General features: G+C 64.9%; 23 protein-coding genes and 1 pseudogene. 7 read left to right on the top strand and 17 right to left on the bottom strand.

What is annotated here, in order from left to right:
- The first annotated feature begins 120 nt into the window (after window positions 1-120).
- The 3 genes from HRQ64_RS00755 to HRQ64_RS00745 all read left to right on the top strand — a co-directional run bounded on the left by HRQ64_RS00755 (window position 121) and on the right by HRQ64_RS00745 (window position 3,417).
- Window positions 121-852 carry an SDR family oxidoreductase gene (locus tag HRQ64_RS00755; protein ID WP_172121636.1) on the top strand — a complete coding sequence of 244 codons (732 nt, stop codon included), beginning with the start codon at window positions 121-123 and terminating at the stop codon, window positions 850-852.
- 24 nt (window positions 853-876) lie between these two features.
- The gene (locus HRQ64_RS00750; protein WP_172121635.1) at window positions 877-2,496 is read left to right on the top strand and encodes an FGGY-family carbohydrate kinase; all 1,620 of its coding nucleotides are present in this window, start codon (window positions 877-879) and stop codon (window positions 2,494-2,496) included.
- A 72-nt stretch (window positions 2,497-2,568) separates the two neighbouring features.
- Window positions 2,569-3,417 carry a sugar phosphate isomerase/epimerase gene (locus HRQ64_RS00745; RefSeq protein ID WP_172121634.1) on the top strand — a complete coding sequence of 283 codons (849 nt, stop codon included), beginning with the start codon at window positions 2,569-2,571 and terminating at the stop codon, window positions 3,415-3,417.
- A 25-nt stretch (window positions 3,418-3,442) separates the two neighbouring features.
- Here HRQ64_RS00745 and HRQ64_RS00740 read toward each other — a convergent pair whose 3' ends face one another.
- From HRQ64_RS00740 to HRQ64_RS00685, 12 genes and pseudogenes are all read right to left on the bottom strand, one after another.
- Window positions 3,443-4,027, bottom strand: coding sequence for a hypothetical protein (locus HRQ64_RS00740; RefSeq protein ID WP_172121633.1), 585 nt, complete (start codon window positions 4,025-4,027; stop codon window positions 3,443-3,445).
- A gap of 435 nt (window positions 4,028-4,462) precedes the next feature.
- Window positions 4,463-5,680 (bottom strand): YeeE/YedE family protein, encoded by a 1,218-nt coding sequence (locus HRQ64_RS00735; protein WP_172121632.1) that lies wholly within the window; start codon window positions 5,678-5,680, stop codon window positions 4,463-4,465.
- Between the two features lie 94 nt (window positions 5,681-5,774).
- Window positions 5,775-6,677, bottom strand: a complete 903-nt coding sequence (locus HRQ64_RS00730; RefSeq protein WP_172121631.1) for a sulfurtransferase — start codon at window positions 6,675-6,677, stop codon at window positions 5,775-5,777.
- A gap of 162 nt (window positions 6,678-6,839) precedes the next feature.
- A complete protein-coding gene (locus HRQ64_RS00725; RefSeq protein WP_172121630.1) occupies window positions 6,840-7,352 on the bottom strand; it encodes a hypothetical protein in 513 nt (170 codons plus the stop codon).
- A gap of 15 nt (window positions 7,353-7,367) precedes the next feature.
- Window positions 7,368-7,529 (bottom strand): hypothetical protein, encoded by a 162-nt coding sequence (locus HRQ64_RS00720; protein ID WP_172121629.1) that lies wholly within the window; start codon window positions 7,527-7,529, stop codon window positions 7,368-7,370.
- Window positions 7,530-7,640: 111 nt separating this feature from the next.
- Window positions 7,641-8,922 (bottom strand): annotated as a pseudogene (locus HRQ64_RS00715) (aminotransferase class I/II-fold pyridoxal phosphate-dependent enzyme).
- Window positions 8,923-9,051: 129 nt separating this feature from the next.
- A complete protein-coding gene (locus tag HRQ64_RS00710; protein WP_172121628.1) occupies window positions 9,052-9,840 on the bottom strand; it encodes a DUF1684 domain-containing protein in 789 nt (262 codons plus the stop codon).
- Complete coding sequence (locus HRQ64_RS00705) at window positions 9,837-10,598, bottom strand: ABC transporter ATP-binding protein (RefSeq protein ID WP_172121627.1); 762 nt, start codon at window positions 10,596-10,598, stop codon at window positions 9,837-9,839. Before HRQ64_RS00705 ends, HRQ64_RS00710 begins: the two co-directional genes overlap by 4 nt.
- Window positions 10,595-11,404 (bottom strand): ABC transporter ATP-binding protein, encoded by an 810-nt coding sequence (locus HRQ64_RS00700; RefSeq protein WP_172121626.1) that lies wholly within the window; start codon window positions 11,402-11,404, stop codon window positions 10,595-10,597. Before HRQ64_RS00700 ends, HRQ64_RS00705 begins: the two co-directional genes overlap by 4 nt.
- Window positions 11,401-12,255 (bottom strand): ABC transporter permease, encoded by an 855-nt coding sequence (locus HRQ64_RS00695; RefSeq protein ID WP_172121625.1) that lies wholly within the window; start codon window positions 12,253-12,255, stop codon window positions 11,401-11,403. The genes HRQ64_RS00700 and HRQ64_RS00695 overlap by 4 nt, the downstream gene beginning before the upstream one ends.
- A complete protein-coding gene (locus HRQ64_RS00690) occupies window positions 12,252-13,199 on the bottom strand; it encodes an ABC transporter permease (protein ID WP_349236726.1) in 948 nt (315 codons plus the stop codon). Before HRQ64_RS00690 ends, HRQ64_RS00695 begins: the two co-directional genes overlap by 4 nt.
- A gap of 389 nt (window positions 13,200-13,588) precedes the next feature.
- The gene (locus HRQ64_RS00685) at window positions 13,589-15,076 is read right to left on the bottom strand and encodes an ABC transporter substrate-binding protein (RefSeq protein ID WP_248308179.1); all 1,488 of its coding nucleotides are present in this window, start codon (window positions 15,074-15,076) and stop codon (window positions 13,589-13,591) included.
- Between the two features lie 386 nt (window positions 15,077-15,462).
- Here HRQ64_RS00685 and HRQ64_RS00680 point away from each other — a divergent pair, with 386 nt between their 5' ends.
- The 4 genes from HRQ64_RS00680 (at window position 15,463) to HRQ64_RS00665 (ending at window position 19,154) form a co-directional block, all read left to right on the top strand.
- Window positions 15,463-16,092, top strand: coding sequence for a hypothetical protein (locus HRQ64_RS00680; RefSeq protein WP_172121623.1), 630 nt, complete (start codon window positions 15,463-15,465; stop codon window positions 16,090-16,092).
- A 145-nt stretch (window positions 16,093-16,237) separates the two neighbouring features.
- A complete protein-coding gene (locus tag HRQ64_RS00675) occupies window positions 16,238-17,254 on the top strand; it encodes a TRAP transporter substrate-binding protein (RefSeq protein ID WP_172121622.1) in 1,017 nt (338 codons plus the stop codon).
- Between the two features lie 96 nt (window positions 17,255-17,350).
- The gene (locus tag HRQ64_RS00670) at window positions 17,351-17,869 is read left to right on the top strand and encodes a TRAP transporter small permease (RefSeq protein WP_172121621.1); all 519 of its coding nucleotides are present in this window, start codon (window positions 17,351-17,353) and stop codon (window positions 17,867-17,869) included.
- A 1-nt stretch (window position 17,870) separates the two neighbouring features.
- Window positions 17,871-19,154: a TRAP transporter large permease gene (locus HRQ64_RS00665; protein WP_172121620.1), complete on the top strand. Its 1,284-nt coding sequence runs from the start codon at window positions 17,871-17,873 to the stop codon at window positions 19,152-19,154.
- A 72-nt stretch (window positions 19,155-19,226) separates the two neighbouring features.
- Here HRQ64_RS00665 and HRQ64_RS00660 read toward each other — a convergent pair whose 3' ends face one another.
- The 5 genes from HRQ64_RS00660 to HRQ64_RS00640 form a co-directional block, all read right to left on the bottom strand.
- On the bottom strand, window positions 19,227-19,937 hold the full coding sequence (locus tag HRQ64_RS00660; protein WP_127754878.1) for an orotate phosphoribosyltransferase: 711 nt from the start codon (window positions 19,935-19,937) through the stop codon (window positions 19,227-19,229).
- A 105-nt stretch (window positions 19,938-20,042) separates the two neighbouring features.
- The gene (gene pyrC / locus HRQ64_RS00655) at window positions 20,043-21,083 is read right to left on the bottom strand and encodes a dihydroorotase (protein WP_172121619.1); all 1,041 of its coding nucleotides are present in this window, start codon (window positions 21,081-21,083) and stop codon (window positions 20,043-20,045) included.
- Window positions 21,084-21,100: 17 nt separating this feature from the next.
- Complete coding sequence (locus tag HRQ64_RS00650) at window positions 21,101-22,393, bottom strand: hydantoinase/carbamoylase family amidase (RefSeq protein ID WP_172121618.1); 1,293 nt, start codon at window positions 22,391-22,393, stop codon at window positions 21,101-21,103.
- Complete coding sequence (locus HRQ64_RS00645) at window positions 22,390-23,331, bottom strand: dihydroorotate dehydrogenase (protein ID WP_172121617.1); 942 nt, start codon at window positions 23,329-23,331, stop codon at window positions 22,390-22,392. Before HRQ64_RS00645 ends, HRQ64_RS00650 begins: the two co-directional genes overlap by 4 nt.
- Window positions 23,325-24,170: a dihydroorotate dehydrogenase electron transfer subunit gene (locus HRQ64_RS00640; RefSeq protein ID WP_248308178.1), complete on the bottom strand. Its 846-nt coding sequence runs from the start codon at window positions 24,168-24,170 to the stop codon at window positions 23,325-23,327. Before HRQ64_RS00640 ends, HRQ64_RS00645 begins: the two co-directional genes overlap by 7 nt.
- Window positions 24,171-24,236: the final 66 nt, after the last annotated feature.

Here is a 24,236-nt window from a genome sequence, read left to right as displayed (position 1 = left end):
GCCGAAACTGCCCGCGGGCATGCAAGAATCAGGCTGATGGGCAAACCCGCCCATCAGCAACAGTTTGGGTTAAGCAAAAGGCTGTGGCGAGCTTCAACCCCTTTATCCAGGAGAACAAGAATGGCGCAATCCCTGCAAGGCAAGATCGCGGTGATCACCGGGGCGGCTTCGGGCATCGGCTTGGCGACCACCAAGGCCCTGCTCAAGGAGGGCGCGACGGTGGTGATGGTGGACCGCAACGAGGCGGCGCTGACGGCGCTTGCGGGCGAACTGGGCGACAAGGCGGTGGTTCAGGTCACCGACCTGCTCGACGCCGAGAGCTGCAACGCCATGGTGCCCGAGATCCTCGCCAAGGTGCCTCATATCGACATCCTTTACTGCAATGCCGGCACCTATGTCGGCGGTGATCTGCTTGAAACCACGCCCGAAGCCATCGACCGGATGCTCAATCTCAACGTCAATGCGGTGATGAAGAATGTGCATGGCGTTTTGCCTCATATGATGGAGCGCAAGACCGGCGATATCCTCGTTACCTGCTCGGTGGCCGGGCATTTCCCCACCTATTGGGAGCCGGTTTATTCGGGCTCCAAATGGGCCATTACGAGCTTTGTGCAGGGCATGCGCCGCCAGCTCATTCCCTATGGTATCCGCGTCGGCCAGGTCTCACCGGGGCCAGTGGTTTCAGCCCTACTGGCCGACTGGCCCGAGGAGAATTTGCGCAAGGCCAAGGAATCCGGCAGCCTCATGGATCCCGAGGAAGTGTCGGACGCCATTGTCTACATGCTCACGCGTAAGCGCACCGTGACGATCCGCGACATGATCGTGCTCCCCACCAGCTTCGACCGCGTCTGACACGGGCTTAGGGGAGAAACCGCCATGGCCAGCTATGTTATTGGGGTTGATGTCGGCACCGGCTCGGCGCGAGCCGGCGTATTCGACACCGAGGGTCGGATGCTGGCCACGGCGCGCCGCAATATCGACATGCACCGCGAGGACGGCGGCATCGCCGAGCAATCCAGCGCGCAAATCTGGCAGGCGGTCTGCGAAACGGTTGGGCAAAGTGTAGCCGAAGCCGGGATCGACCCGGCCGATGTGCGCGGGCTTGGGTTCGATGCCACCTGCTCACTGGTCGTGCTGGGCCCCCAGGGCGAAAGCCTGCCGGTGGGCGACCCCGCCCATCCCGAACGCGACATTATCGTCTGGATGGATCATCGGGCGCTGGAGCAGGCCGAGCGCATCAATGCGCAGGGCCATGCCGTGCTGCAATATGTGGGCGGCCGCATTTCGCCCGAGATGGAAACGCCGAAACTGCTGTGGTTGAGCGAGAATCGCCCGGACATCTATGCCCGGGCCGCCAGTTTCTTTGACCTCACCGATTTCCTGACCTGGAAGGCGAGCGGAGCGCTGGATCGCTCGGCCTGCACCGTCACTTGCAAATGGACCTATCTGGCCCATGAGCGCCGTTGGGATGCGAGTTATTTCCGCCAGATTGGCCTGGCGGACCTGGCCGACCAGAACTTCCAGCGTATCGGCCAAAGCGTCGTCGACCCCGGCACGCCGCTGGGACAGGGGCTGACCGAAGCCGCGGCAAAGGCGATGGGCTTGTTGCCGGGCACGGCCGTGGCAGCCGGGTTGATCGACGCCCATGCGGGTGGATTGGGCACGGTTGCGGCCGGTGGCGACGCCATGCGCTGCCTCGGCTATGTGTTCGGCACCTCATCGTGCACCATGACGACTACCAAAGAACCGGCTTTTGTACCCGGTGTGTGGGGGCCCTATTATTCGGCCATGGTGCCCGGGGCCTGGCTGAACGAAGGGGGGCAGTCGGCAGCCGGTGCCGCAATCGATCAGCTGGTGCAACTGCATCCCGGTAATGCGGAAGCGACGGCCGTAGCAAAAGCGGCCGGCATGTCCCTGCCGCAGTGGCTTGCCGATCGCGCCTTGCAGCTCGCCGACAACGCCAGCGCCACGGTGCGGCTGGCCGACGACCTGCATGTGGTGCCGGAATTTTTGGGCAACCGCGCGCCCTTTGCCGATCCGCATGCCCGTGCCGTGATCATGGGCCAAGGCATGGAATCGGGTCCGGATTCGCTGGTGGCCCTTTACGTCGCCGGCATTTGCGGCCTGGGTTATGGCCTGCGCCAGATCATCGAAACGCAGGCGGTTCATGGCGCTCCAGTGGAGACGATCAGCATCAGTGGTGGCGCGGGCGCCCATCCGCTGACCCGGCAATTGCTAGCCGATGCCACGGGCCTTCCGGTCGATATCACGGAATCCCCTGAGCCCGTGCTGCTGGGCGCGGCCATGCTGGGGGCGGTGGCGTGCTACCTTTATCCGGACCTGCAAACGGCAATGCCGGCCATGTCTCGCGTGGCGGCGCGCTGCCTGCCCAACCCTGACCTGCGGGCGCTGCAGGATTTCCGCTACCAGGCGTTCCTCACCCTGCAGGCTACGGCGCGGGATCTCCGCAACCTTGCCGCCGCCCATCGGTGCTGAGGCGCCATGTTGGTTTCTGGCTATTTGAGACGGCACCGTAGTCAAGATTTCTGACGAGAAGAGGAAAAGGCAATGCAAGGCTTTGGTGTTCACACCAGCATGTGGACGATGAACTGGGATCGGGCGGGAGCGGAGCGCACGGTTGCCGCCGCTGCGGCCTACAAGATGGATTTCATCGAAATCGCCCTGGTCAACCCAACTGTGGTGGATCCGGCTCATACAAGATCGCTGCTCGAGCAGCACAATATGCGGGCGGTCTGCTCGCTCGGCCTGCCTGAGGGCAGCTGGCCTTCGGTTGATCCAGAAGCGGGGATCGCCCATCTCAAGCATGTCATGGATGTTGCCGCAGCCATGGGGGCGGAGGCCCTGTCGGGCGTCACCTATGGCGGCATCGGCCAGCGCAGCGGGCTGCCCCCCACGACGCCGGAATATGACAACATGGCCCGGGCGCTGGAAGCGGCGGCGCGTCATGCCAAGCAGGTGGGCCTGGCCTTTGGCATCGAGCCGGTCAACCGCTACGAGAACCACCTGATCAACACGGCGGCGCAGGCCCGCTGGATGATCGAGAAGGTGGGTGCCGACAATATCTTCATCCACCTCGACACCTACCACATGAATATCGAGGAAAAGGGCGCGGGCAACGGCATCATCGATGCCGGGGACCTGCTGCGGTATATCCATATGTCGGAATCCGATCGCGGTACCCCCGGCGAAGGCACCTGCGATTGGGACGAAATCTATGCAACCCTCGCTGCTATCGGCTTCAAGGGCGGCATTGCCATGGAAAGCTTCATCAACATGCCGCCCGAGCTTGCCTATGGCCTTGCGGTTTGGCGGCCCGTCGCCAACAGCTTTGAGGAAGTGATGGACAAGGGCCTGCCGTTCCTGCGCAACAAGGCCAAGCAGTACCGGTTAATTTAGCCGGTCAACAAACCCGGCTGTCGACTCAGGCGGCGGCCGGAAAGAACTCTGAGAGCACTTCGAGCGAACGATCCTGGCGGTGGGCGTCGATATCCCCGCCGCCTTCCGCCAGAGCTGCATCGCGCTGGCGCAGCAGGTCCGCGATCTGCTCCCCATAGGCAACGATGATCGCCGTCAGCCACCGGTTCACCAGATAAGAGGGCCGGGGCATCTGCATGTCGAAGCGCTCGAGCAGCGGGATCGTCGTGGACGCATCGGCCCAGTCGTCGCCTACCACCCATTGATTGACGGTGAAGAGGCGCAGCAAGCGCCCTTCACCATCGACGCCGATCGCCACCAGATGGTGGATGGGACCGGCGGGACCCTCCGGGCGCAGGAAGCAGTGGAAATGGCCGTGCTCGCGCGCGCCTTCCTCTGCCGGGTGGCAATGGTAGAACCATTGGGAATTGCTCGCAGGGTCGAACACATCGCCGGGGGGATAATGCTCCCATGCCTCAATCGTGGTCACGCCGGCAAATGTTTCGCTCAGCACATTGAGGCCGCCCTTGGCGAGGATTGTCTCGCAAAAGGCGACTTCAGCCAGGGCCTGCCGGCGGGCGTCCTCACTCATCTCAGGACGGGTCCAGAACCAGATCAGGCGCTTCCGCACCCGCAGGCTTAGCCTTGGGGGGAGGTGGCGGGGCAGCCAGCGCAGCCTGCGGCTGAGCCGGAGGTGTCGCCCGCGGTGGTGGCGGGGGCGGTGCCTTGCCGGCAGCAGGCGGGGTGGCCGGGGGTGGCGGAGGCGCCGCCAGCTGTGGCGCACCGGCCGCGCAGGGTGCAGCGGCTGGGGGTGGGGGAGCCGCGCGCATGGGTGCGGCCGGCGCGCCGGCGGCGCAGGGAGAGGCCCCCGCAGCACAGGGCGCGGCTGCACAAGGGGCAGAACCCCCCGCTGCGGCAACGGTCTGGGTGCCCGGACGCGGCGGCACCGGATTGGTCAGGTGGTCATAGGCGATCGCGGCAGTGGAAACGGCCAGAGCGGCGCCAAACAGAAGGGTGTTACGCGCGCTCATTTCTTGGCCAGTCCATCAAGTCCGAATACCGGCCGCAGGGCAATGCCGAAGAACGAGCCCACGAAAGCTGCGGCAAACCAGAGCCAGCCATGCAGGCTGCCGGTGGCGATGCCCGAAAACAGCGCGCCGATATTGCAGCCAAAGGACAGGCGGGCGCCGTAGCCCATGAGGAGGCCCCCAACAATGGCAGCAAGCAGCGAGCCGAGAGGCAAGGCAGCCTTGGGCGCAAATTTGCCGGCGATGGCGGCGGCAGCGGCGGCGCCGAGCACGAGGCCAAAATCCATCACCGAAACGGTGTCGGCCAGAACGCTGGACTGCAGGGCCTGGGCCTGAGCGGGCCAGGTCCAGAACTCCCAACTGGCGACATCGATGCCGACGGCCTGGGCTATCTTGGCGCCCCAAAGCCCGAAGCCATAGGTAATGGACCAGGGGTGGCCGGCCAGCAGGAGCGTCGCGACATTGAGCAGCGCCAGCACTAGGCCAGCACCCACGAGAGGCCAGGGTCCACGCAGGATCCAGCCCCAATCGGCCCTTGCCGGTGCCGGTTCATGCTCGATATTGCCATGCACGCGCTTTTCAACCAGCGCGGTGATCAACGCCACGATGGCCAGGCCCGCAATGGTGACGGCGATGGCAAAGCCGACACCCAGTTCGGCACCGATGCTGATCGGCGGCAGCGAGGGTTGCTGCAGCCAGAACGGCAGATGGGCCGTGCCGGCGACGGCGCCGATGATGAAGAAGACCAGCGTCACCAGCATACGGGCGGAGCCGCCGCCCACGGTGAACAGCGTGCCCGATCCGCAGCCGCCGCCCAGTTGCATGCCCAACCCGAAAATGGCGGCGCCGAGCAGCACGGAAAGGCCGACCGGGGCCATGGCGCCAACCATGGCCTGGCCGCCGATATTGCCGGCAGCCACGAGGGGGATCATGGCGATCGCGGCCACGCCGATGGCGAGCATCTGGGCGCGCATGCCGCGGCCGCGCTTTTCCACCACCATGCGGCGCCAGCCGCCGGTGAAGCCAAAGGAGCCGTGGTAAAGCGCAACGCCGAGCATCGCACCGATCAGGAAGAGGCCGCCCTGGCGCAGGTCGACCTGCCAAGTAATGAGGGCAAAGCCCAAGACAAGCATGGCGCTCGCCACGAGGAGCGGCGCCCGGTCAGGGACAATGGTGGGGAGCAGTTTGGGCGGGGCGGCCGCAGATATCTGGCTCATGGGTCTCGAAAAACTGGTGTGTTCAAAAAGCTTTGGATGCTGCGCCGGTCAAGCGCAACACCCAAGATGGTGGTGGCGGGGCGGCGCCAGGTTTTTACTGGATCGGGCGGGCCGGATCGGCAGCCCATTCGGCCATGGAGCCGTCATACATGGCGGTGTTCTTGTTGCCCGCCACTTCGCTCAGGGCGAACCAGGCGATGGATGCCCAGTGGCCGGTGTTGCAGAAGACGATGTTTTCTTCGCCTTCGGCCAGGCCCACGCCCTGCGCCAGGGTGGCAATGGTTTCGGGCTGGGCAAAGCTCGCATATTCGCCGCTGTAAAGGGTCGAGTGCGGGATGTTGACCGCGCCCGGGATGGTGCCAGTGACACGAACGACCGGGCTCTTGGACTGGCCGACGAACTGCTCGGTGGGGCGGCCATCGATGAGCTTGGTGCCTTTTTCAAGAGCGGCCTGCACGTCAGGGGTGGTGGCGCGCAGTTGGGGCTGAATTTCGTAGGGGAACTCAACGGGCACGGGCTTGGCGGCCTCGGCGACGCGCTCGCCGCCCTGGGCATCGTATTGGCGCCAGCCACCATCGAGAATGGAAACATCGTTGTGGCCCAGATACTTGAAGGTCCAGTAGACCCGGGTGGCGCCACCGAATTCGGAGGAGTCGGTGCCCCACGGAACGATCACGACGTGATCGTCCCCGTCGATGCCCAGATTGCCGATCAGCTCGGCGATCTCAGCTTCGGGCGGGATCTGGCCGGGGACGCCGTCGACCTCGGTGCGCCAGCCGGCGCTGGCATAGGGGGCGACTACGGCATTGGCGATATAGGGCAATTCGCCGAGGTCGGTGCCTTCGATCTCGTCACGTATGTCGATGATCTTGACGTTCTCGTCAGCGGCATTAGCCTTGAGCCAGTCGGCGGTGACCAGCGGGGTCACCTCGGCGGCCTGGACGGCGACGGGAACCGCGACCAGCATGGCGGCCGCAACCAAAGACGAAAAACGCATCCCACACTCCTGCAAAGTTGCTGAGAGCATAAGGCTTTGGGCGTGCGGAAGCGAAGTCTGGCGCTCCAAAGCCCGGGCAGAATAGATAAAAGCCTGGTTGTTTTGGCCGCCGAGCAGAGAAGAAAATTCTACTCGGCGGCAAGTATCGCCGCGGGGCGGAGTTTATTGTGCCCCGGCGCGGAAGATCTCGACGGCACCGAAACTGTCGAGCTCGGCGCGGATATGGTTGGCGGCGAGCTCGATCGGGCCGAGGCGGGCGCCGGTGATGATGACGGTGCCGGGGGTGAAGGGCAGGCCGATGCGGCTGGCGTATTCGCTGGTCCAGCGGGCCGCTTCAAGGAGGTCGGAGACTGACAGATTGGTGGTCAGCGTCTGGCTCTCGTCGCCGGCAAGTAGCTGGATTGCCACGGCAATTTCGCTGTAGGCCGGTGGCAGGGGCTGGGGGGTGCCGAGGACGAGGCCGCCGGTGACGAGGAGGTCGGCGTGCTTGGCGGCGGCGGGCCATTCAGCGTCGGCCTGAGTGCGCGAGCGGATGAATTCGAGGGCGGGGGCGATGCGGAAGGAGCCATCACCAGCGACAACCAGGGCGAATTCGACCTCGAAGCGCAGACCGGAAAGATCAACGGTTTCAGCGCTTTGGTGAACCCAGGCCTTGGGAATGGGAGCCGCCGTCATGGTGGCGCCGGGTGATCAGGGGGAGACTTTCCAGGGACCGATGCCACCGAGGGCGGCGATCAGTTCGGACTGGATGGCTTCGCTTTCAGCGGGGGTTTGCGGGGGCGTGGCGGTGGTGCGGGGGACCGGATTGCCGGTGGTGATGGCGTCGAGCAGCTGGGTGGTGAAGGGGTGCAAACGGGGTCTCCGGGGCGGTTGGCCGGGTTTTGGCCATGATGATGAACGCGTTCTGAACAAAATGTCAGGTGCCCGCCGGCTGGTGCGATTGCAGCCGGCGAGCGGAATGGGTCAGGCGGCCGGGACGGCAGCCAGGGCCTGCTCGATATCGGCGATGATGTCGTCGATATGCTCGATGCCAACCGAGATGCGCACGAGGTCTTCGGAAACCCCCGGCCTTGGCCAGTTCCTCGGCATTGAGCTGGCGGTGGGTGGTGGTGGCGGGATGGGCGGCGAGCGACTTGGCGTCGCCGATATTGACCAGCCGCAGGATCATCTTGAGATTGTCGATGAAGACGCCGCCGGCGTCGCGACCGCCCTTGATGCCAAAGCTCAAAATGCCCGAAGCCTTGCCCTTGGTGATCTTCTGGGCCACCGCATGGAAGCGGCTATCGGGGAGGGCGGCGTAGTTCACCCAGGCAACCTTGGGGTGGTTCTGGAGGAATTGAGCGACCTTGAGGGCGTTGTCGCAATGGCGCTGCATGCGCAGTGCCAGGGTTTCGAGGCCCTGCAGGATCAGGAAGGCGTTGAAGGGCGAAAGGGCGGCGCCGGTATTGCGCAGCGGCACGACGCGGGCGCGGCCGATAAAGGCGGCGGCCCCGAGCGCTTCGGTATAAACCACGCCATGGTAGGAGGGGTCGGCCTGGTTGAGGATGGGGAAGCGGTCCTTGTTGGCGACCCAGTCGAACTTGCCGCTATCGACGATGATGCCGCCGATCGAGGTGCCGTGCCCGCCAATATATTTGGTGAGGGAATGCACCACGATATCGGCGCCGAAATCGAAGGGGCGGCAGAGCACCGGGGTCGCGACCGTGTTGTCGACGATCACGGGCACGCCATGGCGATGGGCGATCTCGCTGATGCGCTGGATGTCGACGACATTGCCAAGCGGGTTGCCAATGGATTCAAGGAACACGGCCTTGGTCCTGGCGTCGATCAGGCGTTCAAAGCCCTCGAAATCGTCAAAGCCGACCATACGCACTTCGATGCCCTGGCGGGGGAAAGTGTGCTGGAAGAGGTTATAGGTGCCGCCATAAAGCTGGGAGATGGAGACGATGTTGTCGCCGGCTTCCGCGATGGTCTGGATGGCATAGGTAATGGCCGACATGCCCGAGGCGACGGCGAGGGCGCCGATGCCGCCTTCCATTTCGGCGACCCGCGCTTCGAGCACCGCGGTCGTGGGGTTCATGATGCGGGTATAGATATTGCCGGCGACCTTGAGATCGAAGAGATCGGCGCCATGCTGGGTGTCGTCAAAGGTATAGGACGTGGTCTGGTAGATCGGCACGGCTGCGGCCTTGGTGGTGGCTTCGGCGGTGTAGCCGTGGTGCAGGGCGATCGATTCGAGCTTCATGGTTTCCTCCAGTGTTTTTGTGGGCCGGTCGGCTGGTGCAGCAAGGGAGCATGCCGAAGTGAGGGCGGCAACCGCCCGGGGCGGAACAGTGTTCCCCCGGGCGGCGGCGCAAGGTAAAAGCGCCGCGGCCTAGTGGCTGTTGGCCAGACGCTTTTCGCCGGCCTCGATGCGGATGGGCAGGACGTTCTCGGCGGGCGGCAGCGGGCAGACGGCAAAGTCGGTGAAGGCGCAGGGCGGATTGATGGCCTTGTTGAAGTCGAGGACGATCGAGGTGTCGGTGACCTCCTCGCCAAACACGAAGCGGCAGGCGCCATAGGTTTCGCTTTGCGCGGTTAGGTCGCGAATAACGAACTGCGGGCTTTGCGGCGTGCCATGGGTGGCAAGCAGCTCGTAAGTCGTGCCCTCGCGGGTGAACACGGCTTTGTGGGAGGCCTCGACCTCGGTCGGGATCGCCTTGGAGGTGGTGATGGAAAGCTGCTTGGGGGCGTCGAGCGCGATCCATTGGGCTGAGATGCGCCAGCTCGGATCATAGGGGAAGTAGTCGATCGGGGGCAGGTCGTCGCCAGCTGATGAAGCGGTGTCGCGCACGCGCAGCGCGTTTTCGCCGTTGAGGGTGGTGACTTCGAGCAGAAGGTTTTCGGCGATGAAGCGGGGCGGGTTGGTTTTGGAGAGCGCGAGCTTAGTCGGCTCGCCGCCAAGGGGCGTATAGGTGACGCTGCCGTCCGGGCCTTGCGTCAGGGTGCCGATATGGGCGGGGCCGGTGGGCAAGACGATGTCGTTATCGGCGGCGCTGCCGACCGAGACGGTGCCCTCGGACAGCCAATCGCGGGCAATGATGTTGAGCCAGCCATCGGGGGCCTTGAGGGCGGCGAGGCGGCGGTCTTGCCAGGCGGTGTAATCGGCGGGGGCGGTGGTCATAGCGTCGGGGTCTCCAGATGCAGGCGCGGCACGCTGGCAAGCAGGCGCTGCGTATAGGGGTGTTGGGGATGGGCGAGCACGTCGCGGGTGAGGCCGGCTTCAACAATGCGGCCGCGCTCGAGAATAATGACGCGGCGACAGAGGGCCGCAACGACACCCAGATCGTGCGACACGAGCAAGAGGCTCATGGATTGGCTGAGGCCCGCCAGGAGTTCGACAATGCGAATGCGGGTGGTGAGATCCAAAGCGCTCACCGCTTCATCGGCCAGCAGCAGGCGGGGCCGGGCGACAATGGCGCGGGCAATGGCGATGCGCTGGCGCTGGCCGCCCGAGAACTGGTGGGGGTAGCGGGTGGCGGCATCGGCATCGAGCCCGACCGCGGCGAGGGCGGCCCTGATCATCTGCGGATGGTCGCCTTCGACCCGGAGCGAGCGCAGGGGTTCGGCAATGACGGCCTGGATGGTCTGGCGCGGATCGAGTGAGGAATAGGGATCCTGAAACACGACCTGCGCCTGGCGGCGGAAATTTCGCATGAAAGCGCGGTTGCGCGGGTCGAGCGGGGCGCCATCAAAATGGATGGTACCAGTGCCCGGGCGTTCGAGGCCGAGGAGCAGGCGCAAAATCGTGGTTTTGCCGGAGCCGGATTCCCCGACCAGCCCGACGGTGTCGCCCTCCGCGATTTCGAACGAGATATTGTCGAGGATTGGGCGGCTCCGGGTGTAGCCGAAGCCGACATTTTCAACCGTAACAAGGCTCATGGCTGGCCCTCCAGTGCACGGTCAAAGCTGCGCGCGGCGGCCAAGAGGCTGCGCGTATAGTCGTGCTGGGGGGTGTTGAACACGGTGCCGACGGGACCGGCTTCCACGGCAACGCCGCGGCGCAACACGACCACGCGCTCGACGGTATTGGCGACGACGGGCAGGTCGTGGCTGATGAAGAGGAGCGCCATGTTGCGCTCGCGCACGAGACGATCGAGCAGCTGCAGGATTTCGGCTTGCGTCGTGACATCGAGCGCGGTGGTGGGTTCGTCGGCGATCAACAGATCAGGCCGGCAGGCCAGGGCCATGGCGATGGCGACGCGCTGGCGCTGGCCGCCGGAGAGCTCATGGGGATAGGCACGGGCGATGCGGGCGGGATCGGGGAGGGACACTTCGCCCATCAGGATCTGCACTGCTTCGGCGAGAGCGCTGCCGGACAGGGGCTTGCCGTCGCGGCGGGCGCGGCGCGCCAGGGGCTCGGCGATCTGCTTGCCGATACGCATCAAGGGATCGAGCGCGGTCAGCGGTTCCTGGAACACGGTGGCCACAGCGGTGCCGCGCAGCGGGTTGAGCTTTTGCTCTGATGTGCCGACCATCTGCTGGCCGGCGAGATGCACCGAGCCGGTGGCGGCAAGGCCCCGCGGCAGCAGGCCGGTGGTGGCCAGCGCGGTCAGCGACTTGCCCGAGCCGGATTCGCCGATCAGGCCGAGGCGCTCGCCCCGCTCGAGGGTAAAGCTCAGATTGGAGACCAGCGTGCTGGCACCGGCGTGGATGGAAAGGTTGTCGACGGTCAGCAAGGGGCTCATCGGCTGCGCCTCGTCGGATCGGCGCGGTCGCGCAGGCCATCGGCGAGGAGATTCATGCCGATCACCAGCGACACAAGAGCGAGGCCGGGCGCGATGGCGCCGATGGGGGCGGTGTAAACCGTGGCTTGGGCTTCCTGCAGCAGCCGGCCCCAAGAGGCATTGGGCGGCGGCGCGCCGAGGCCCAGATAGGAGAGCGAGGCTTCGGCGATGACGGCAAGGCCGAACTGGAGGGCGAAATTGACCGAAAGGGTGGGCAGGATATTGGGCAGGATGTGGATGAGCACGATCTTTGGCCAGGAGCTGCCCGAGGTGCGGGCGGCGGTGATGTAATCCATCACCAGCACGCGCTTGGCGAGAATGCGGGTGAGGCGGGCAACAATGGCCGAAAGGGCAATGCCGAGCGCGAGGATGGCGGAGCCAAGGCTCGCCGTATCGCTCGCCGCCACCACCAGCATGGCAATGAGGAGGGTGGGAAAGGCAATGAGAATATCGAGGGCGGCGGCGAGCACGTCATCGAGCCATTTGCTGGCAAAGGCGGCGAGGAGCCCGAGGGTAACGCCGATCACCGCGCCAATGGCGACAGCGCCGATGCCGACCTGAAGGGCAATGCGGCTGCCGATCATCAGCTGGGTCCAAAGATCGCGGCCGAGCCGGTCGGTGCCGACCCAGTGGAGAAGGCTTGGGCCCTCGAGGCGGCCGCCGGAAAAGGCGGTGGGATCATAGGGCGTCCAGACGAGGGTCAGGAGCCCGACAACGAGATGGAGGCTCACCAGGGCAATGCCGACCCAAAGGAGCAGCGCGCGCGGACGGCGCTGCGGGGCCGCGGTGGCGGTGGTGGAAATGGTGGTCATGCGCGGGCCTCGCTGCGGGTGCGCAGGCGCGGATCGATCAGGCGCTGGGCGAGATCGGCGGCAAAGCCGATGAGCAGGACGAGGAGGGTCGAAACGAAGAGCACGCCCTGCACATTGGGATAATCGCGCTGCTGGATGGCCAGGAGCAGCATGGAGCCAAGGCCGGGAAGGCTGAACACGCGCTCGATCACCACGGCGCCAAGAAAGGTCGAGGCCAGCTCGATGCCGAGAATGGAAATCACCGGCACGGCGCCATTGCGGATGCCGTGGCGGATGAGAGCCTCGGGGAAGCTGGCGCCCAAAGCGCGGGCGGTGCGCAGGAAATCGCTGCCCAGCACTTCGAGGGTGGCGGCGCGCACATAGCGCAGCAGCGAGGCGCCCATGACGAGGCCAATGGTGAGGGCAGGCAGGATCATGCCAGTGGCGGCTTCGCCAAAGCTGCTCCAGCCGCGCAGGGGAAAGCCGCCCGAGGGCAGCCAGCGCAGGTTCACGGCAAAAAGGGTAACGAGCAGAATGCCGACCCAGAACACGGGAATGGCGATGCCGAGTTGCGAGACGACCGAGATGGTGGCGCCATACCAGCGATCGGCCTTGACCGCCGAGATGATGCCGAGGGGAATGGCGAGGAGGAGCGCGATGGCAAAGCCAAGCGCGGTGAGGGGCAGGGTGACGGCGAGGCGATTGCCGATTTCGGCGAGCACGGAGGCGCGGCTGACAAAGGAGGTGCCCAGATCAAGCCGGGCGATATTGCCGAGGAAGGTGGTGAACTGGGTGAAGAGGGGCTGGTCGGAGCCGACCTGGGCGCGGGCGGCCTCGATCTGCTGGGGGGTGGCGCCGACGCCCAGCAGTGCATTGGCGGGATCGCCGGGCAGCAGGCGCAGCAGGACAAACAGCACCACGGCCGCGATCAGCAGGGACAGCAGCAGGATGATGGTGCGGCGGATGGTATAGGCGAGAATGGGCTGATGTCCTTTGGCGGCGATGCGACGCGCGCAGTGTAGCTGGGGGCGATGGACAAAACCACCGGCGCCCCGAAAGGGCCGGTGGGGTTATCCAATGATGGATGTGTGCTCTAGGTTCGCTCTCTGGAGAAGAGCGGGTCTAGCGGTGGCAGGCTCAACGACCCCCTCCCCAGCTCCGCTAGGGCCTTGCGGCCCAAGCTGCGCTACCCTCCCCGCAAGGGGGAGGGTGGGATGGAGCGGAGAGGCTGGCGGCGAGCCTTGAGGGAAGCGCCGGGGTTCTGGCTGGTGGGTGTGCTGGCACCCCCACCCTAGCCCTCCCCTCAAGGGGGAGGGGACGGGCCGGTGTTTGCCGGTGGATCGGGGTCAGGCCGTCAGTTGGTTTTCTGGATGTCGTAGGCGAAGAATTGGGCGTTGAGGCCGTTGGTGGGGTAGCCGGTGACGTTGGCGGCCGAGACGACGATCTGGGGGTAGAGGTAGAGCCAGTTGCTGGCGGCGTCTTCGGCGATGATGCGGTTGGCTTCGGTCAGCTTTTGCGTTTGCTCGGCTTCGGAGGCGGCCGCTTCGGCGCTGGCGATCAGTTCGACCACTTCGGGGTTGTTGTAGCCCCAGTAGAAGTCGGGATTGCCGTAAAAGACGATGTCGCGGTGATTGACGTGCTCCTGCAGCGTCGCCTGGAAATCGTGGCTCTGGTAGACCTTGGTGTACCATTCATTGGCGGTGATGATGTTGATGTTCACCGTGACGCCGATCTTGGCGTATTCCGCCTGCAGGAACTGCGCCACCAGCGGGTGGGGATCGTAGTCAGGCGTATCGAGGGTGAACTCGAAACCGTCGGGATAGCCGGCCTCGGCGAGGAGCGCCTTGGCGGATTCCACGTCATAGGGATCAACGCCCGTTAGATCCACATACCAGGGATCGGTGGGGGGCACGAAGGAGCCGATCAGCGTGCCGTAGTCGCCCCAGACCGAGTTCAGGAGCTGGGCCTTGTTGGTGGCGCGGGCGAGGGCCTTGCGCACTTTGGGGTTATCGAAGGGGGCAACGCGGTCGTTATAGGCGAGGATTTCCTTGGTGGTGGACGCCCCTTCGGTGACGGTGAAGGCCGGGTTGTCGGCGAACTGGGCCAGGGAATCGGGGCTTTGCACCGAGGTGATGATGTCGACCGCGTTGGTCAGCAGCGCATTGTTGAGCGCGGTGGCTTCGGTGAAATACTGGAACAGCACGCCGCCATTGCTGGGCGCTTCGCCCCAATAGCTTTCGAACGGCGTGAGGGCGAGGGCCGAGCCGCGGCGCCATTCGGCGAGCTGGTAGGGGCCGGTGCCGTCTTCGGCCGCGGTGATGTCGGGGGCGGCGTCGTTGACGATCCAGACATAGGAGAGATTGTAGGGCAACGAGATGGAGCGCTGCGAAAGGGTGATCACCACCGTCTGGTCATCGGGAGTCTCGATGCCGGTGATGGTCGAAAGGCTGCGCTTGCGCGAGCTTTGCGAGGTTTCGGCGGTGACGCGCTCGATGGAGTGCTTCACATCGGCTGCGGTCAGCGGATCGCCGGAATGGAAGGTCACTCCATCGCGCAGGGTGAAGGTATAGGTGAGGCCGTCTTCCGAGACGGTGTAATCGGCCACGAGCCGGGGCTCGACGGTGCCCGCATCGGTGAGCTGGAACAGCGCTTCATAAACATTGCCGTTGAAGGCCTCGTTGATGCCCTGGCCAGCGCCCGCGGTGTTGTCGAGGTTTTGCGGCTCGTAGAGCGAGCCGATACGGATGGTGGCGGCGGGATCAAAATCCTGGGCAAAAGCGGCGGCGGGCAGAAAGCTGACGCCAGCAAGGAGGGCGGCGGCAAGAAGCGCAATTTTGGGCATGAGGGCTCCACGAAAAGGGTGCCGCAGCATAAGGCAGGGCGGCAGCCAACTCCATTAGCGGAAGGAAGACGGACTGCTCGCGCTGGGTTCCAGAGGAGTAACAAATTCTGCAAAACGACCGTTTGTGGAAAGCTGTTCTCCGGCGGCTGGGGCAACCGGACGCGGGGGCGTGGGCATTGCCAAGCTGGCGGCAGCCGGGATAAGCAGCCGGCCGGGGCTGGGCGCCAAGTTCTGCTGGGTTGTGCCAGGGCAACAACAGCAGAACGCGGGCGGATACTGCACAAGCGGCAAAGCAGACGGAGCTTTCGTCTCAATCGTGAGACGAAGCGGCGATATTGCGCGGCTGCGATGTAGTTATAGCCGGGCCGATAGTTGCGGAGACATGGATGCATTCACTGGCGGGGCGCGGCTTTGTGGCGATCTGGAACGGGATCCCGGCCGAAGGGCGGCAGGATTTCGTCGATTGGCACCGCGAGGAGCATATGCCCGAGCGCCTCGCCATCCCCGGCTTTTTGAGTGGCACGCGCTGGCGGGCCGACGAGGTGCCGCTCGAGTTTTTCACGCTTTATACCCTTTCAGAGCCCGAAGTGAGCCGGTCGGCGGCGTATCTGGCGCGACTCAATGATCCCAGCCCCTGGACGCAGCGGGTGATGCGCCAGTTCCAGAACAATCGGCGCTGCGTCGGCGGATTTGCCCAGAGCGCTGGCGAGGCTCCGGGCGAGCGGGTGCTTGTGGCGTGCCTTGTGGCCGAGGCTGCGGAGGGCTGGGGGGCAGTGGCGGCGGGGATTGCGGCGCTGCCTGGGGTGGCGGGGTGCCATCTGGGCCTTGCTGATCAGGCCATCTCGGCGCTGCCGACAGCGGAGCGACAGGGGCGCGATGTGGGTGAGCCGCAAGGCGTGCTGCTGGTGGCGCTGGCGCGCGATGTCGATGTGATAGCGGTGCGCGAAGCGGTGCGGGCGCTGCTGCCGGTGGGGACGGAACTGGCCGGATTTACCCAGGAATTGGCCTTGCCGTGAGCGGCAGCCAATCGGGCCAGAGATTGGGCAGGCCGCACAAGTTTGGGGCAGGCTAACAGAACTGTCTAGTTTTTGAGAAAGTTCGCTTGACTCCGCTGGGGCGCAGAGCTTTTGTCGAAAATAATTTTGAATGAAGGGGAACCAAATGAACCGTCGTGTATTGCTTGCCAGCGTCGCCGTCCTGTCCGCCCTGATCGGGGCGCTGCCCGTCTCCGCCCAGCAATTCACCGCCCGGATCGGCCACCTGGAATCGGACCAGCAGCCGCGCCACAAGGGCCTGGTGATGGTTGCCGACCTGGTCAAGGAGCGCACCGACGGCAATGTCGCGTTCCAGCTGTTCCCCGCCGGCCAGCTCGGCCAGGCCCGCGAGATGAATGAAGGCACCCAGCTGGGGCTAATGGAAGGCACCGTGTCGCCTGCCGCGTTCCTCGCCGGCTTCAACCCCGCCGTTTCCATCCTCGACGTGCCGTTCCTTTATCCCGCCGACCGCGCCCAGGCGAACGAATTGCGTACCGGCGCTTTCGGGCAGGCCGTGCTCGACAGCTTTGCCCCGCTCGGGCTCAAGGCCATTGCCATCTGGCCGAATGGGCGCAAGTCGATGACCTCCAATGAGGAAATTGCCGCGCTCGAGGACTTCGCCGGCCAGAGCTTCCGCGTCATGGACAGCAAGGTGCTAATAGAGCAGTTCAACGCGGTGGGTGCTTCGGCCGTGGCGCTGCCCTTTGGCGAGCTTTACACCGCTCTGCAGACCGGCGTGGTCGACGGGCAGGAAAATGCCCTCGATACGATCGCGACCATGAAGTACCACGAAGTGCAGGACTACCTGCTGGTGTCCGAGCACGGCGCCAATGAGGACGTGGTGATGTTCAACCAGGCCTGGTGGGATGGTCTGCCGGCCGAATACCAGACCGTGATCACCGGGGCCTTCGAGGAAGTGCGCCCGCAGGTGGAAGAGCTCAAGGAAGCCGCCCAGGCGACCGCGCTCGAAACCATCCGAGCCAGCGACATCACCATCCATGAACTCGACGACGCCCAGCGCGCCGCTTTCCGCGAAGCCATGTATGGCCCCGCGCGCGACGCCTATCTCGCCAATGCGGGTGCCGCCGGGCAGGGGATCGTGGATGCCTATGAAGCGCAGTACAGCGCGGTCTCGGGGCAGTAACCCCAAGGATCAACCGGCGCCGGCAGGCGCCAGCCACAAGGCGCCAGGTTCCAACACCCCTGGCGCCTCTTTTGTGCAGAGGGAACCCGCAGTGACATGAGCCCAAACAGTAAGTTATCCAAGGCGCTGGCCGCCTGGTCGTCCCTGGAGCGGATCGCGTTGGCAGCCCTGATGCTGATCATGGTCGCGCTTTACGTCACCGGCGTGGTCGTGCGCGAACTGGTTCCCGTCTATGCGCGCAATTTCGCCTGGATCGACGAAGCCGCCCGCTATCTAATGGTTTGGCTGGTGTTCCTGTCGCTAGGGCTAGCGCTGGCCGAAGGGCGCCAGATCGCCATGACCAGTTTCCTCGAACGCATGTCCCCGGGCGCCCAGCTCTGGATCCGCCGGGCCATTGATCTGTCGGGGCTGGTGCTGTCGCTTTATATCGCCTGGTTTGGCCTGCAGATGGCACTGACCGTGGCAAAGACCGGCCAGATGAGCCCGACGCTCGGCGTGCCGGCTGCCCTTTTGTATTACGCGCTGCCCGCCGGCTTCCTGCTGCTGGCGCTGCGCTATGCCATGAGCCTGTTCGGGCTGATCGATCGCTGGTCCAACAAGGCTGAGGCCCACTGAGATGTTGATTGCCGTTCTTGTTGCCGGGGCCCTGGCCCTCCTCTTCCTTGGCTTTGAAATGCTTATCGTGCTCGGCATTCCGGGCATCCTGACCAAGGAGTTCTTTTTCTCGGGCATGCCCGATTTGATCTATGGGCAGCGCATCGTCGGGGGCATCAACCATTCGACGCTGCTGGCCATTCCCTTCTTTATCTTTGCCGCCGAGATCATGTCCAAGGGGGTGATCGCGCGGCACCTGATCCAGCTGGTGGGGGCCTTTCTCGGCCATCGCCGGGGCGGCATGGGGCTGACGACGGTGGCAGCCGCGGCGGCCTTCGGTTCGGTATCGGGTTCGGCGCCGGCCACCGTGGCGGCGCTGGCCGGCATTGTTTATCCCGAAATGCAGCGGCAGGGTTATTCCGACAAGTTCTCGCTCGGGCTCATCGTGTCTTCGGCGGAAGTATCGCTGCTGATCCCGCCCTCCATCACGCTCATCATCTATGCCTGGCTGACCGGCACGTCAGTGGCGGCGCTGTTTGCCGCCGGCCTCGTCGTGGGCTTGTTCCTCGCCGGCGTGTTTTGCTGCTATGTGCTGTTTTACGCCTATCGCCACGACATCAAGGGCGATGCGCCGCTGCCCTGGAGCGAGCGGCTCAAAGTGGTCGGGCGCGGGATCTGGGCGCTGGGCCTGCCGGTCGTGCTGCTCGGCGGTATCTATTCGGGCCTCTTCACCCCCACCGAAGCTGCCGCCGTCAGCGTGGCCTATGCGCTGATCGTCGAGGTGCTGATCTATCGCCACATGAAACTGGGCGATGTGTTCAAGGTCGCGACCGGCGCGGCGGTGACCACGGGCACGATCTTCGTGCTGCTGGCGATGGGCTCGATCGTGGCCTATTTCATTACGCTGGCGCAGCTGCCAACTCTGGTTATCGACTTTCTCGGGGCGATCGATGCGAACTGGGTGATGTTCCTCCTGATCGTCAACCTGCTGTTCCTTGTCGCCGGCATGTTCATCGATCCCAATTCGACCATGCTGATCCTCGTACCGGCGCTCTATCCGGTGGCGGTCAGCTTTGGCATCGATCCCATCCATTTCGGCATCATCGTGTGCCTCAACACCTGTATCGGCATGATCACGCCCCCATTCGGGCTCGACATTTTCGTGGCGTCCTCGACGCTCGGGGAGTCGGTGGGCAAGATCATTTCGGGCATTTTTCCCTTTGTGGTGGTGAACCTGCTGGCCTTGCTGGTGATCACCTATCTGCCCGAGATCTCGATGTTCCTGCCCCGCATGCTGGCGCCCTGACCGGGGTCACAGAGGGACAAAAAAAGGGCCGCCCACTGGGCGGCCCTTTTGTTTTGCCGGTTGAAAACGGGCTTATTCCTTAGGGGTAGGGGAGAATTCGGAAATGCCGCCATGGGCAGCCGACCAGCTCGAGGGGTCGTTGAGGAAGCTTTCGACCTCGGTCAGGGTCTTGGCATCGAAGTGCCCGGATTCCTTGGCTGCCTCGAGGATATCCCACCAGGTCGCGAGATAATGCAGCTCGATGCCGAGCTCCTTCATCAAATCGTGGCTGTTGGGGAAGATGTCGTAGAAAAAGACGATGAAGCAGTGGTCGACCTTGGCGCCCGCCTTGCGCAGCGCATCGGCGAACATGACCTTGGAGCGCCCGTCGGTGGCGAGATCTTCCACGAGGAGGGTGCGGGCGCCGGCAATCACTTCGCCCTCGATCTGGGCGTTGCGGCCAAAGCCCTTGGCCTTCTTGCGCACATACTGCATGGGCAGCATCAGCTTGTCGGCGATCCAGGCGGCAAAGGGGATGCCCGCGGTTTCGCCACCGGTGACCACGTCGATCGACTCATAGCCGATTTCGGTGACGATGGTCTGGGCGGCCATGTCCATCAGCGCCGAACGCAGGCGCGGATAGGAGATGAGCTTGCGGCAATCCACGTAAACCGGGCTGGCCCAGCCGGAGGTGAAGACGAATGGATGTTCGGCATTGAAGTGAACAGCGTTGATCTCGAGCATCATCCGGGCGGTTTGCCGGGCGATGGCTTTTTTGTCTTCGCTGCGGTGCAGTGCACTCATGGGAAACAGTCCTTCATCATTGCGTCATGCGGTCGCGCGAAATCGCGGCCGCCGGATGGAAGTCCAGCGCCGCAGGGTGCTTAAATCTCGATTGCAACCGGTTCGCTATAAACCGCGGCTCAAAGCCCAGTCAACTCGTTCGCCCGCGAAGAGGGGGACAATCTGGTGCTCTTCCACCGAAACGCTGGCGGGCGCGGTCCAGGCGCGTTCCTCATAGGTGACGCGGGTTTGTGACGGCGCAAAGCCGTAAAAGGCGGGGCCATTGAGGGAAGCAAAGGCCTCGAACTTGTCGAGCGCGTTTTCCTCGGCAAAGACCTTGAGATAGGCCTCGACCGCAACGGGAGCGGAAAAGACGCCGGCGCAGCCGCAGGCATTTTCCTTGAGATGGCGCAGATGGGGGGCCGTGTCGGTGCCCAGGAAATAGTTGGGCGCGCCGCTGGTGGCCGCCTCCCGCAGCGCCAGCTGGTGGGAGCGGCGCTTGAGGATGGGCAGGCAATAATAATGGGGGCGGATGCCGCCTTCGAACAGCACATTGCGATCATAAAGCAGGTGCTGGGGGGTGATGGTAGCGGCGACGCGGCTGCCGTGGCTCCTCGCGAACTGGGCGCCTTCGCTCGTCGTAATATGCTCCATCACCACTTTGAGCGTCGGGTGGCGCTCGAGCAGCGGGGCGAGGACGGCATCGATGAAGCGCGCTTCGCGATCAAAGATATCGACATCGTGGTGGACGAGCTCGCCATGGGTGAGGAGCGGCATGCCGGCTTCGGCCATCGCTGCGAACACTGGATCGAGCCCGGCGATGGAGGTGACGCCATGGGCCGAATTGGTGGTGGCGTGGGCGGGATAAAGCTTGGCCGCGGCAAAGATGCCGTCGCGATGGCCGGCGATCAGATCGGCGGGATCGGTGGCGTCGGTGAGGTAGCAGGTCATCATGGGGGTGAAGTCGACCCCCTCGGGGATCGCCGCCTCGATGCGCCCGCGATACGCGGCGGCCATCGCGGCGGTGGTGACGGGGGGCACCAGATTGGGCATGACGATGGCGCGCGCGAATTGGCGGGCAGTGTGGGGCACGACCGCATCGAGCACCGCGCCGTCGCGGAAATGCACGTGAAGGTCGACGGGCTTGCGGATGGTCAGGGATCGCATGGGGTCGGGGGCCTGGCTCAGTTGGTGGCGGTCACGGCCTTATAAAGCACATCGGTGCCTTTGATGAGATCCCCGATATCCATGGCTTCGGCGGGATTGTGCGAGCCATTGGCGTTGCGCACGAACACCATGCCCGAGGGAATGCCGGCATTGGCGAACACCGCCGCATCATGGCCGGCGCCCGAAGGCAGGGTTTGCGGATCGAGCTCGCAAGCGGCGGCGGCGGCGCAAAGGCGTTCGATCACGGCGGGGTCCATGCGGGCGGGCTCGGTATAAACGCGCTCGTCGAGCTCGAAAACGACGCCGCGCTGCTGGCCAACGGCGCGGCATTCGGCGCGGAACAGCTCGTAGAAGCTTTCGAGCGTGTCGTGGCTCTGGCTGCGCACTTCAAAGGAGAACATGACTTCGCCCGGGATGCGGCTGAGGGCATGCTGGTCGGGATCGGTGCCGACAATGCCGGTGGTCACCACGAGGTCGAGGCCGCGTTCGAGGAGGACGCGCCAATGCTCGTCGAGGCGCCCCACGAGATCGGCAAAGGCAAAGACGGCATCCTTGCGCAGCCAGCGGGGGATGGTGCCGGAATGGCCCGCTTCGCCGCGGCAAACGACGCGGCGGTGGCGCAGATTGCCGCGAATGCCGGACACGACGGCGGCGGGCAAGCGGCGGTCGATCAGCACCGGCCCCTGCTCGATATGCAGTTCAAGATAGCTGGCGGCGGTGGCGGGATCAAAGAGGGATTGGCCGGCGCGGATGGGGGCGAGATCGATGCCCACCGAGGTCATGGCTTCGGCCAGGGTCCGACCGGTGCCGCGCGAGCGGGCGGCAAGATCGGCGGGGGAGAGGATGCCAAAAAGGGCGCGCGAGCCGATATTGGCGCGGCCATAAAAGGCGCTTTCCTCGCCGCGCAGCATCAGGAGGCGCACGGGGGTGGTGAGCTCGCGCCCGCAGCGGGCAATGCGGATAAGGCAGGCGAGACCCGCGACGATGCCGGCGGCGCCATCGTAGTTGCCGCCCTGGGGCACGGAATCGGCGTGCGAGCCAATGAGATGGGCGGGGCGGGTGCCATCATCGCCGGGCAGGCAAACGAGGAGATTGCCGACGGGATCGATGCTGATGGCAAAGCCATGGGCGTGGGCGACGGCCGAGAAGATGGCGAGCGCGGCGTCTTCGCCGGGCGCATAGCATTCGCGGGTGATGCCGACGCCGTCGCCCGTGCAGCGGGCCAGTTCGGCAAAGATGGCGGTGGCGAGCTCATGCTCCGTGGCGAAGGCGGTCCAATCGATGTCGGCGGCGGGGGCAAGCGCGTTCATTGGGCGGCCTCCATGAGGTGGGGGAGCTGCAGGTCGGTATCGAGGGCGCCGATGAGCTGGTCGAGGCTCGTGAAGCCGTGGCGCTCGCAATACAGATCGATGCCGGCGATCACTTCGGGCATGGTGCCGGGGCGGGTGAAGGTGGCGGTGCCAATTTGCACGGCGCGGGCGCCGGCGAGCAGGAACTCAATGGCGTCGCGGGCGCTGCTGATGCCGCCGCAGCCAATCACCGGAATGCGGACGGCGCGGGCGCATTGATAGGTCATGCGCAGGGCAATGGGCTTGAAGGCGGGGCCGGAAAGGCCGCCCATGATGTTGCCGAGGGTCGGGCGCATCGTATCGATGTCGATCGACATGGCGAGGATGGTGTTGGCGACGACCACGGCATCGGCGCCCGCGGCTTCAGCGGCGCGGGCAACGCCGGCAATATCGCCGGTATTGGGGGTGAGCTTGGCCCAAAGCGGTAGGTCGGTGACGGCGCGCATGGCGGCGATCGCCTGCTCGGTGGTGGCGGGGCGCATGGCGAAGGCCTTGCCGTCTTCCTCGATATTGGGACAGGAAATATTGGCTTCGATGCCGGCAATGCCGGGCTGGTTGAGCTGCGCGGCCGCTTCGGCAAATTCGGCAATGGTGGGCGCCGAGATCGAGACGATCAGCGGGCTCGCAAAGCTGCGGTAAAAGGGCAGGGTTTCGGCGAGGAAATGCGCGATCCCCTTGGAGGGAATGCCGATGGAATTGAGCATGCCATTGCCCACTTCCGCCACGCGAGGGGTAGCATTGCCGCCGCGCAGCTCGGCGGTGATGGTCTTGGTGACGAGGGCACCCAGGCCATTGAGATCAATGACTTCGGCGAGGCCCTCGGCAAAGGTGCCGGACGCCGGCATGACGGGATTGGCGAGGACGAGGCCGCGGCCAAGATCGGTGCGCAGGTCTACCATGAGGTGGCCTCGGCAAGGGGAAAGACGGGGCCATCCCAGCAGACGCGCTTGGAAACGGTTTGCCCATCGACAGTGAAATTGCGCACGCAGCAAAAGCACATGCCCAGGCCGCAGGCCATTTGCTGTTCCATGGCGACTTCTCCGGGCAGACCCAGTTCAGCGGCGAGGCGCTGGAGCAGCAGCATGAGACGGTTGGAGCCGCAGGTGTAAAGGGCGTCGGCGCGGCCCTCGGCATGGAGGCGCCGCAGCAGGGCCTCGACATGGGGCAGCTCGCTGGTGCCATCGCTGTCGAGCACGATCTCGACTGCAGCGCCGGCGGAGCGGAAGCGCTCCACCGAGAGCACAGCTGCGGGATCGCGGGCGCTGACGAGGGCAGTAACGGCGATGCCGCGGCTGCGGGCGAGTTCGGCCAGCGGCGCGAGGGTTGCAAGCCCGACGCCACGCCCAACCACGACAATGGAGCGGATGCCCTCGGGCAAGCTGAAGCCGACCCCCAGGGGACCAAGAATGCGCAGCGTGCTGTCGGGCGCGAGGCTGGCGAGGCCACGGGTGCCGGCGCCGGCGACCTTGTAGAGGAACTCCATCCGGCCCGTCGCGGGGTCGGCGGCATAGGTGCTCATCGGGCGGCGAAAGAACGGCTTGTCTTCGCCAATTGCCGGGCAGTCGATGTTGAAGAACTGGCCCGCTTCAGCCGCGGCGGCGACACCGGGGGCATCGAGCACGACGAGCTTATATTCGGCATTGACCCAGTCATTGCTGAGGACACGAGCCGAGGTATCCGCAATGCGCGGCATAAAAGGAGCGGCGGGGGCGAGGGCGGAGATTTCATCCTGTCTCATTTTTGAGACAATGCGCAGCCCCGGGCAGGTTGTCAATGGGCCTGCGTGGTCGGTACGCCCGCGCGC

It is taken from the genome of Devosia sp. 919 (assembly GCF_013185965.1).
Classification (GTDB): Bacteria; Pseudomonadota; Alphaproteobacteria; order Rhizobiales; family Devosiaceae; genus Devosia.
Note: the sequence above shows the minus strand (reverse complement) of the source record. Positions and strands in the feature narration are given on the sequence as shown.

What these genes read in the sequence shown, in the direction of transcription:
- HRQ64_RS00755 (WP_172121636.1), top strand. Translation starts at nt 121, where the DNA reads ATGGCGCAATCCCTGCAAGGCAAGATCGCGGTGATCACCGGGGCGGCT.
- HRQ64_RS00750 (WP_172121635.1), top strand. Translation starts at nt 877, where the DNA reads ATGGCCAGCTATGTTATTGGGGTTGATGTCGGCACCGGCTCGGCGCGA.
- HRQ64_RS00745 (WP_172121634.1), top strand. Translation starts at nt 2,569, where the DNA reads ATGCAAGGCTTTGGTGTTCACACCAGCATGTGGACGATGAACTGGGAT.
- HRQ64_RS00740 (WP_172121633.1), bottom strand. Translation starts at nt 4,027, where the DNA reads ATGAGTGAGGACGCCCGCCGGCAGGCCCTGGCTGAAGTCGCCTTTTGC.
- HRQ64_RS00735 (WP_172121632.1), bottom strand. Translation starts at nt 5,680, where the DNA reads ATGAGCCAGATATCTGCGGCCGCCCCGCCCAAACTGCTCCCCACCATT.
- HRQ64_RS00730 (WP_172121631.1), bottom strand. Translation starts at nt 6,677, where the DNA reads ATGCGTTTTTCGTCTTTGGTTGCGGCCGCCATGCTGGTCGCGGTTCCC.
- HRQ64_RS00725 (WP_172121630.1), bottom strand. Translation starts at nt 7,352, where the DNA reads ATGACGGCGGCTCCCATTCCCAAGGCCTGGGTTCACCAAAGCGCTGAA.
- HRQ64_RS00710 (WP_172121628.1), bottom strand. Translation starts at nt 9,840, where the DNA reads ATGACCACCGCCCCCGCCGATTACACCGCCTGGCAAGACCGCCGCCTC.
- HRQ64_RS00705 (WP_172121627.1), bottom strand. Translation starts at nt 10,598, where the DNA reads ATGAGCCTTGTTACGGTTGAAAATGTCGGCTTCGGCTACACCCGGAGC.
- HRQ64_RS00700 (WP_172121626.1), bottom strand. Translation starts at nt 11,404, where the DNA reads ATGAGCCCCTTGCTGACCGTCGACAACCTTTCCATCCACGCCGGTGCC.
- HRQ64_RS00695 (WP_172121625.1), bottom strand. Translation starts at nt 12,255, where the DNA reads ATGACCACCATTTCCACCACCGCCACCGCGGCCCCGCAGCGCCGTCCG.
- HRQ64_RS00685 (WP_248308179.1), bottom strand. Translation starts at nt 15,076, where the DNA reads ATGCCCAAAATTGCGCTTCTTGCCGCCGCCCTCCTTGCTGGCGTCAGC.
- HRQ64_RS00680 (WP_172121623.1), top strand. Translation starts at nt 15,463, where the DNA reads ATGCATTCACTGGCGGGGCGCGGCTTTGTGGCGATCTGGAACGGGATC.
- HRQ64_RS00675 (WP_172121622.1), top strand. Translation starts at nt 16,238, where the DNA reads ATGAACCGTCGTGTATTGCTTGCCAGCGTCGCCGTCCTGTCCGCCCTG.
- HRQ64_RS00670 (WP_172121621.1), top strand. Translation starts at nt 17,351, where the DNA reads ATGAGCCCAAACAGTAAGTTATCCAAGGCGCTGGCCGCCTGGTCGTCC.
- HRQ64_RS00665 (WP_172121620.1), top strand. Translation starts at nt 17,871, where the DNA reads ATGTTGATTGCCGTTCTTGTTGCCGGGGCCCTGGCCCTCCTCTTCCTT.
- HRQ64_RS00660 (WP_127754878.1), bottom strand. Translation starts at nt 19,937, where the DNA reads ATGAGTGCACTGCACCGCAGCGAAGACAAAAAAGCCATCGCCCGGCAA.
- pyrC (WP_172121619.1), bottom strand. Translation starts at nt 21,083, where the DNA reads ATGCGATCCCTGACCATCCGCAAGCCCGTCGACCTTCACGTGCATTTC.
- HRQ64_RS00650 (WP_172121618.1), bottom strand. Translation starts at nt 22,393, where the DNA reads ATGAACGCGCTTGCCCCCGCCGCCGACATCGATTGGACCGCCTTCGCC.
- HRQ64_RS00645 (WP_172121617.1), bottom strand. Translation starts at nt 23,331, where the DNA reads ATGGTAGACCTGCGCACCGATCTTGGCCGCGGCCTCGTCCTCGCCAAT.
- HRQ64_RS00640 (WP_248308178.1), bottom strand. Translation starts at nt 24,170, where the DNA reads ATGAGACAGGATGAAATCTCCGCCCTCGCCCCCGCCGCTCCTTTTATG.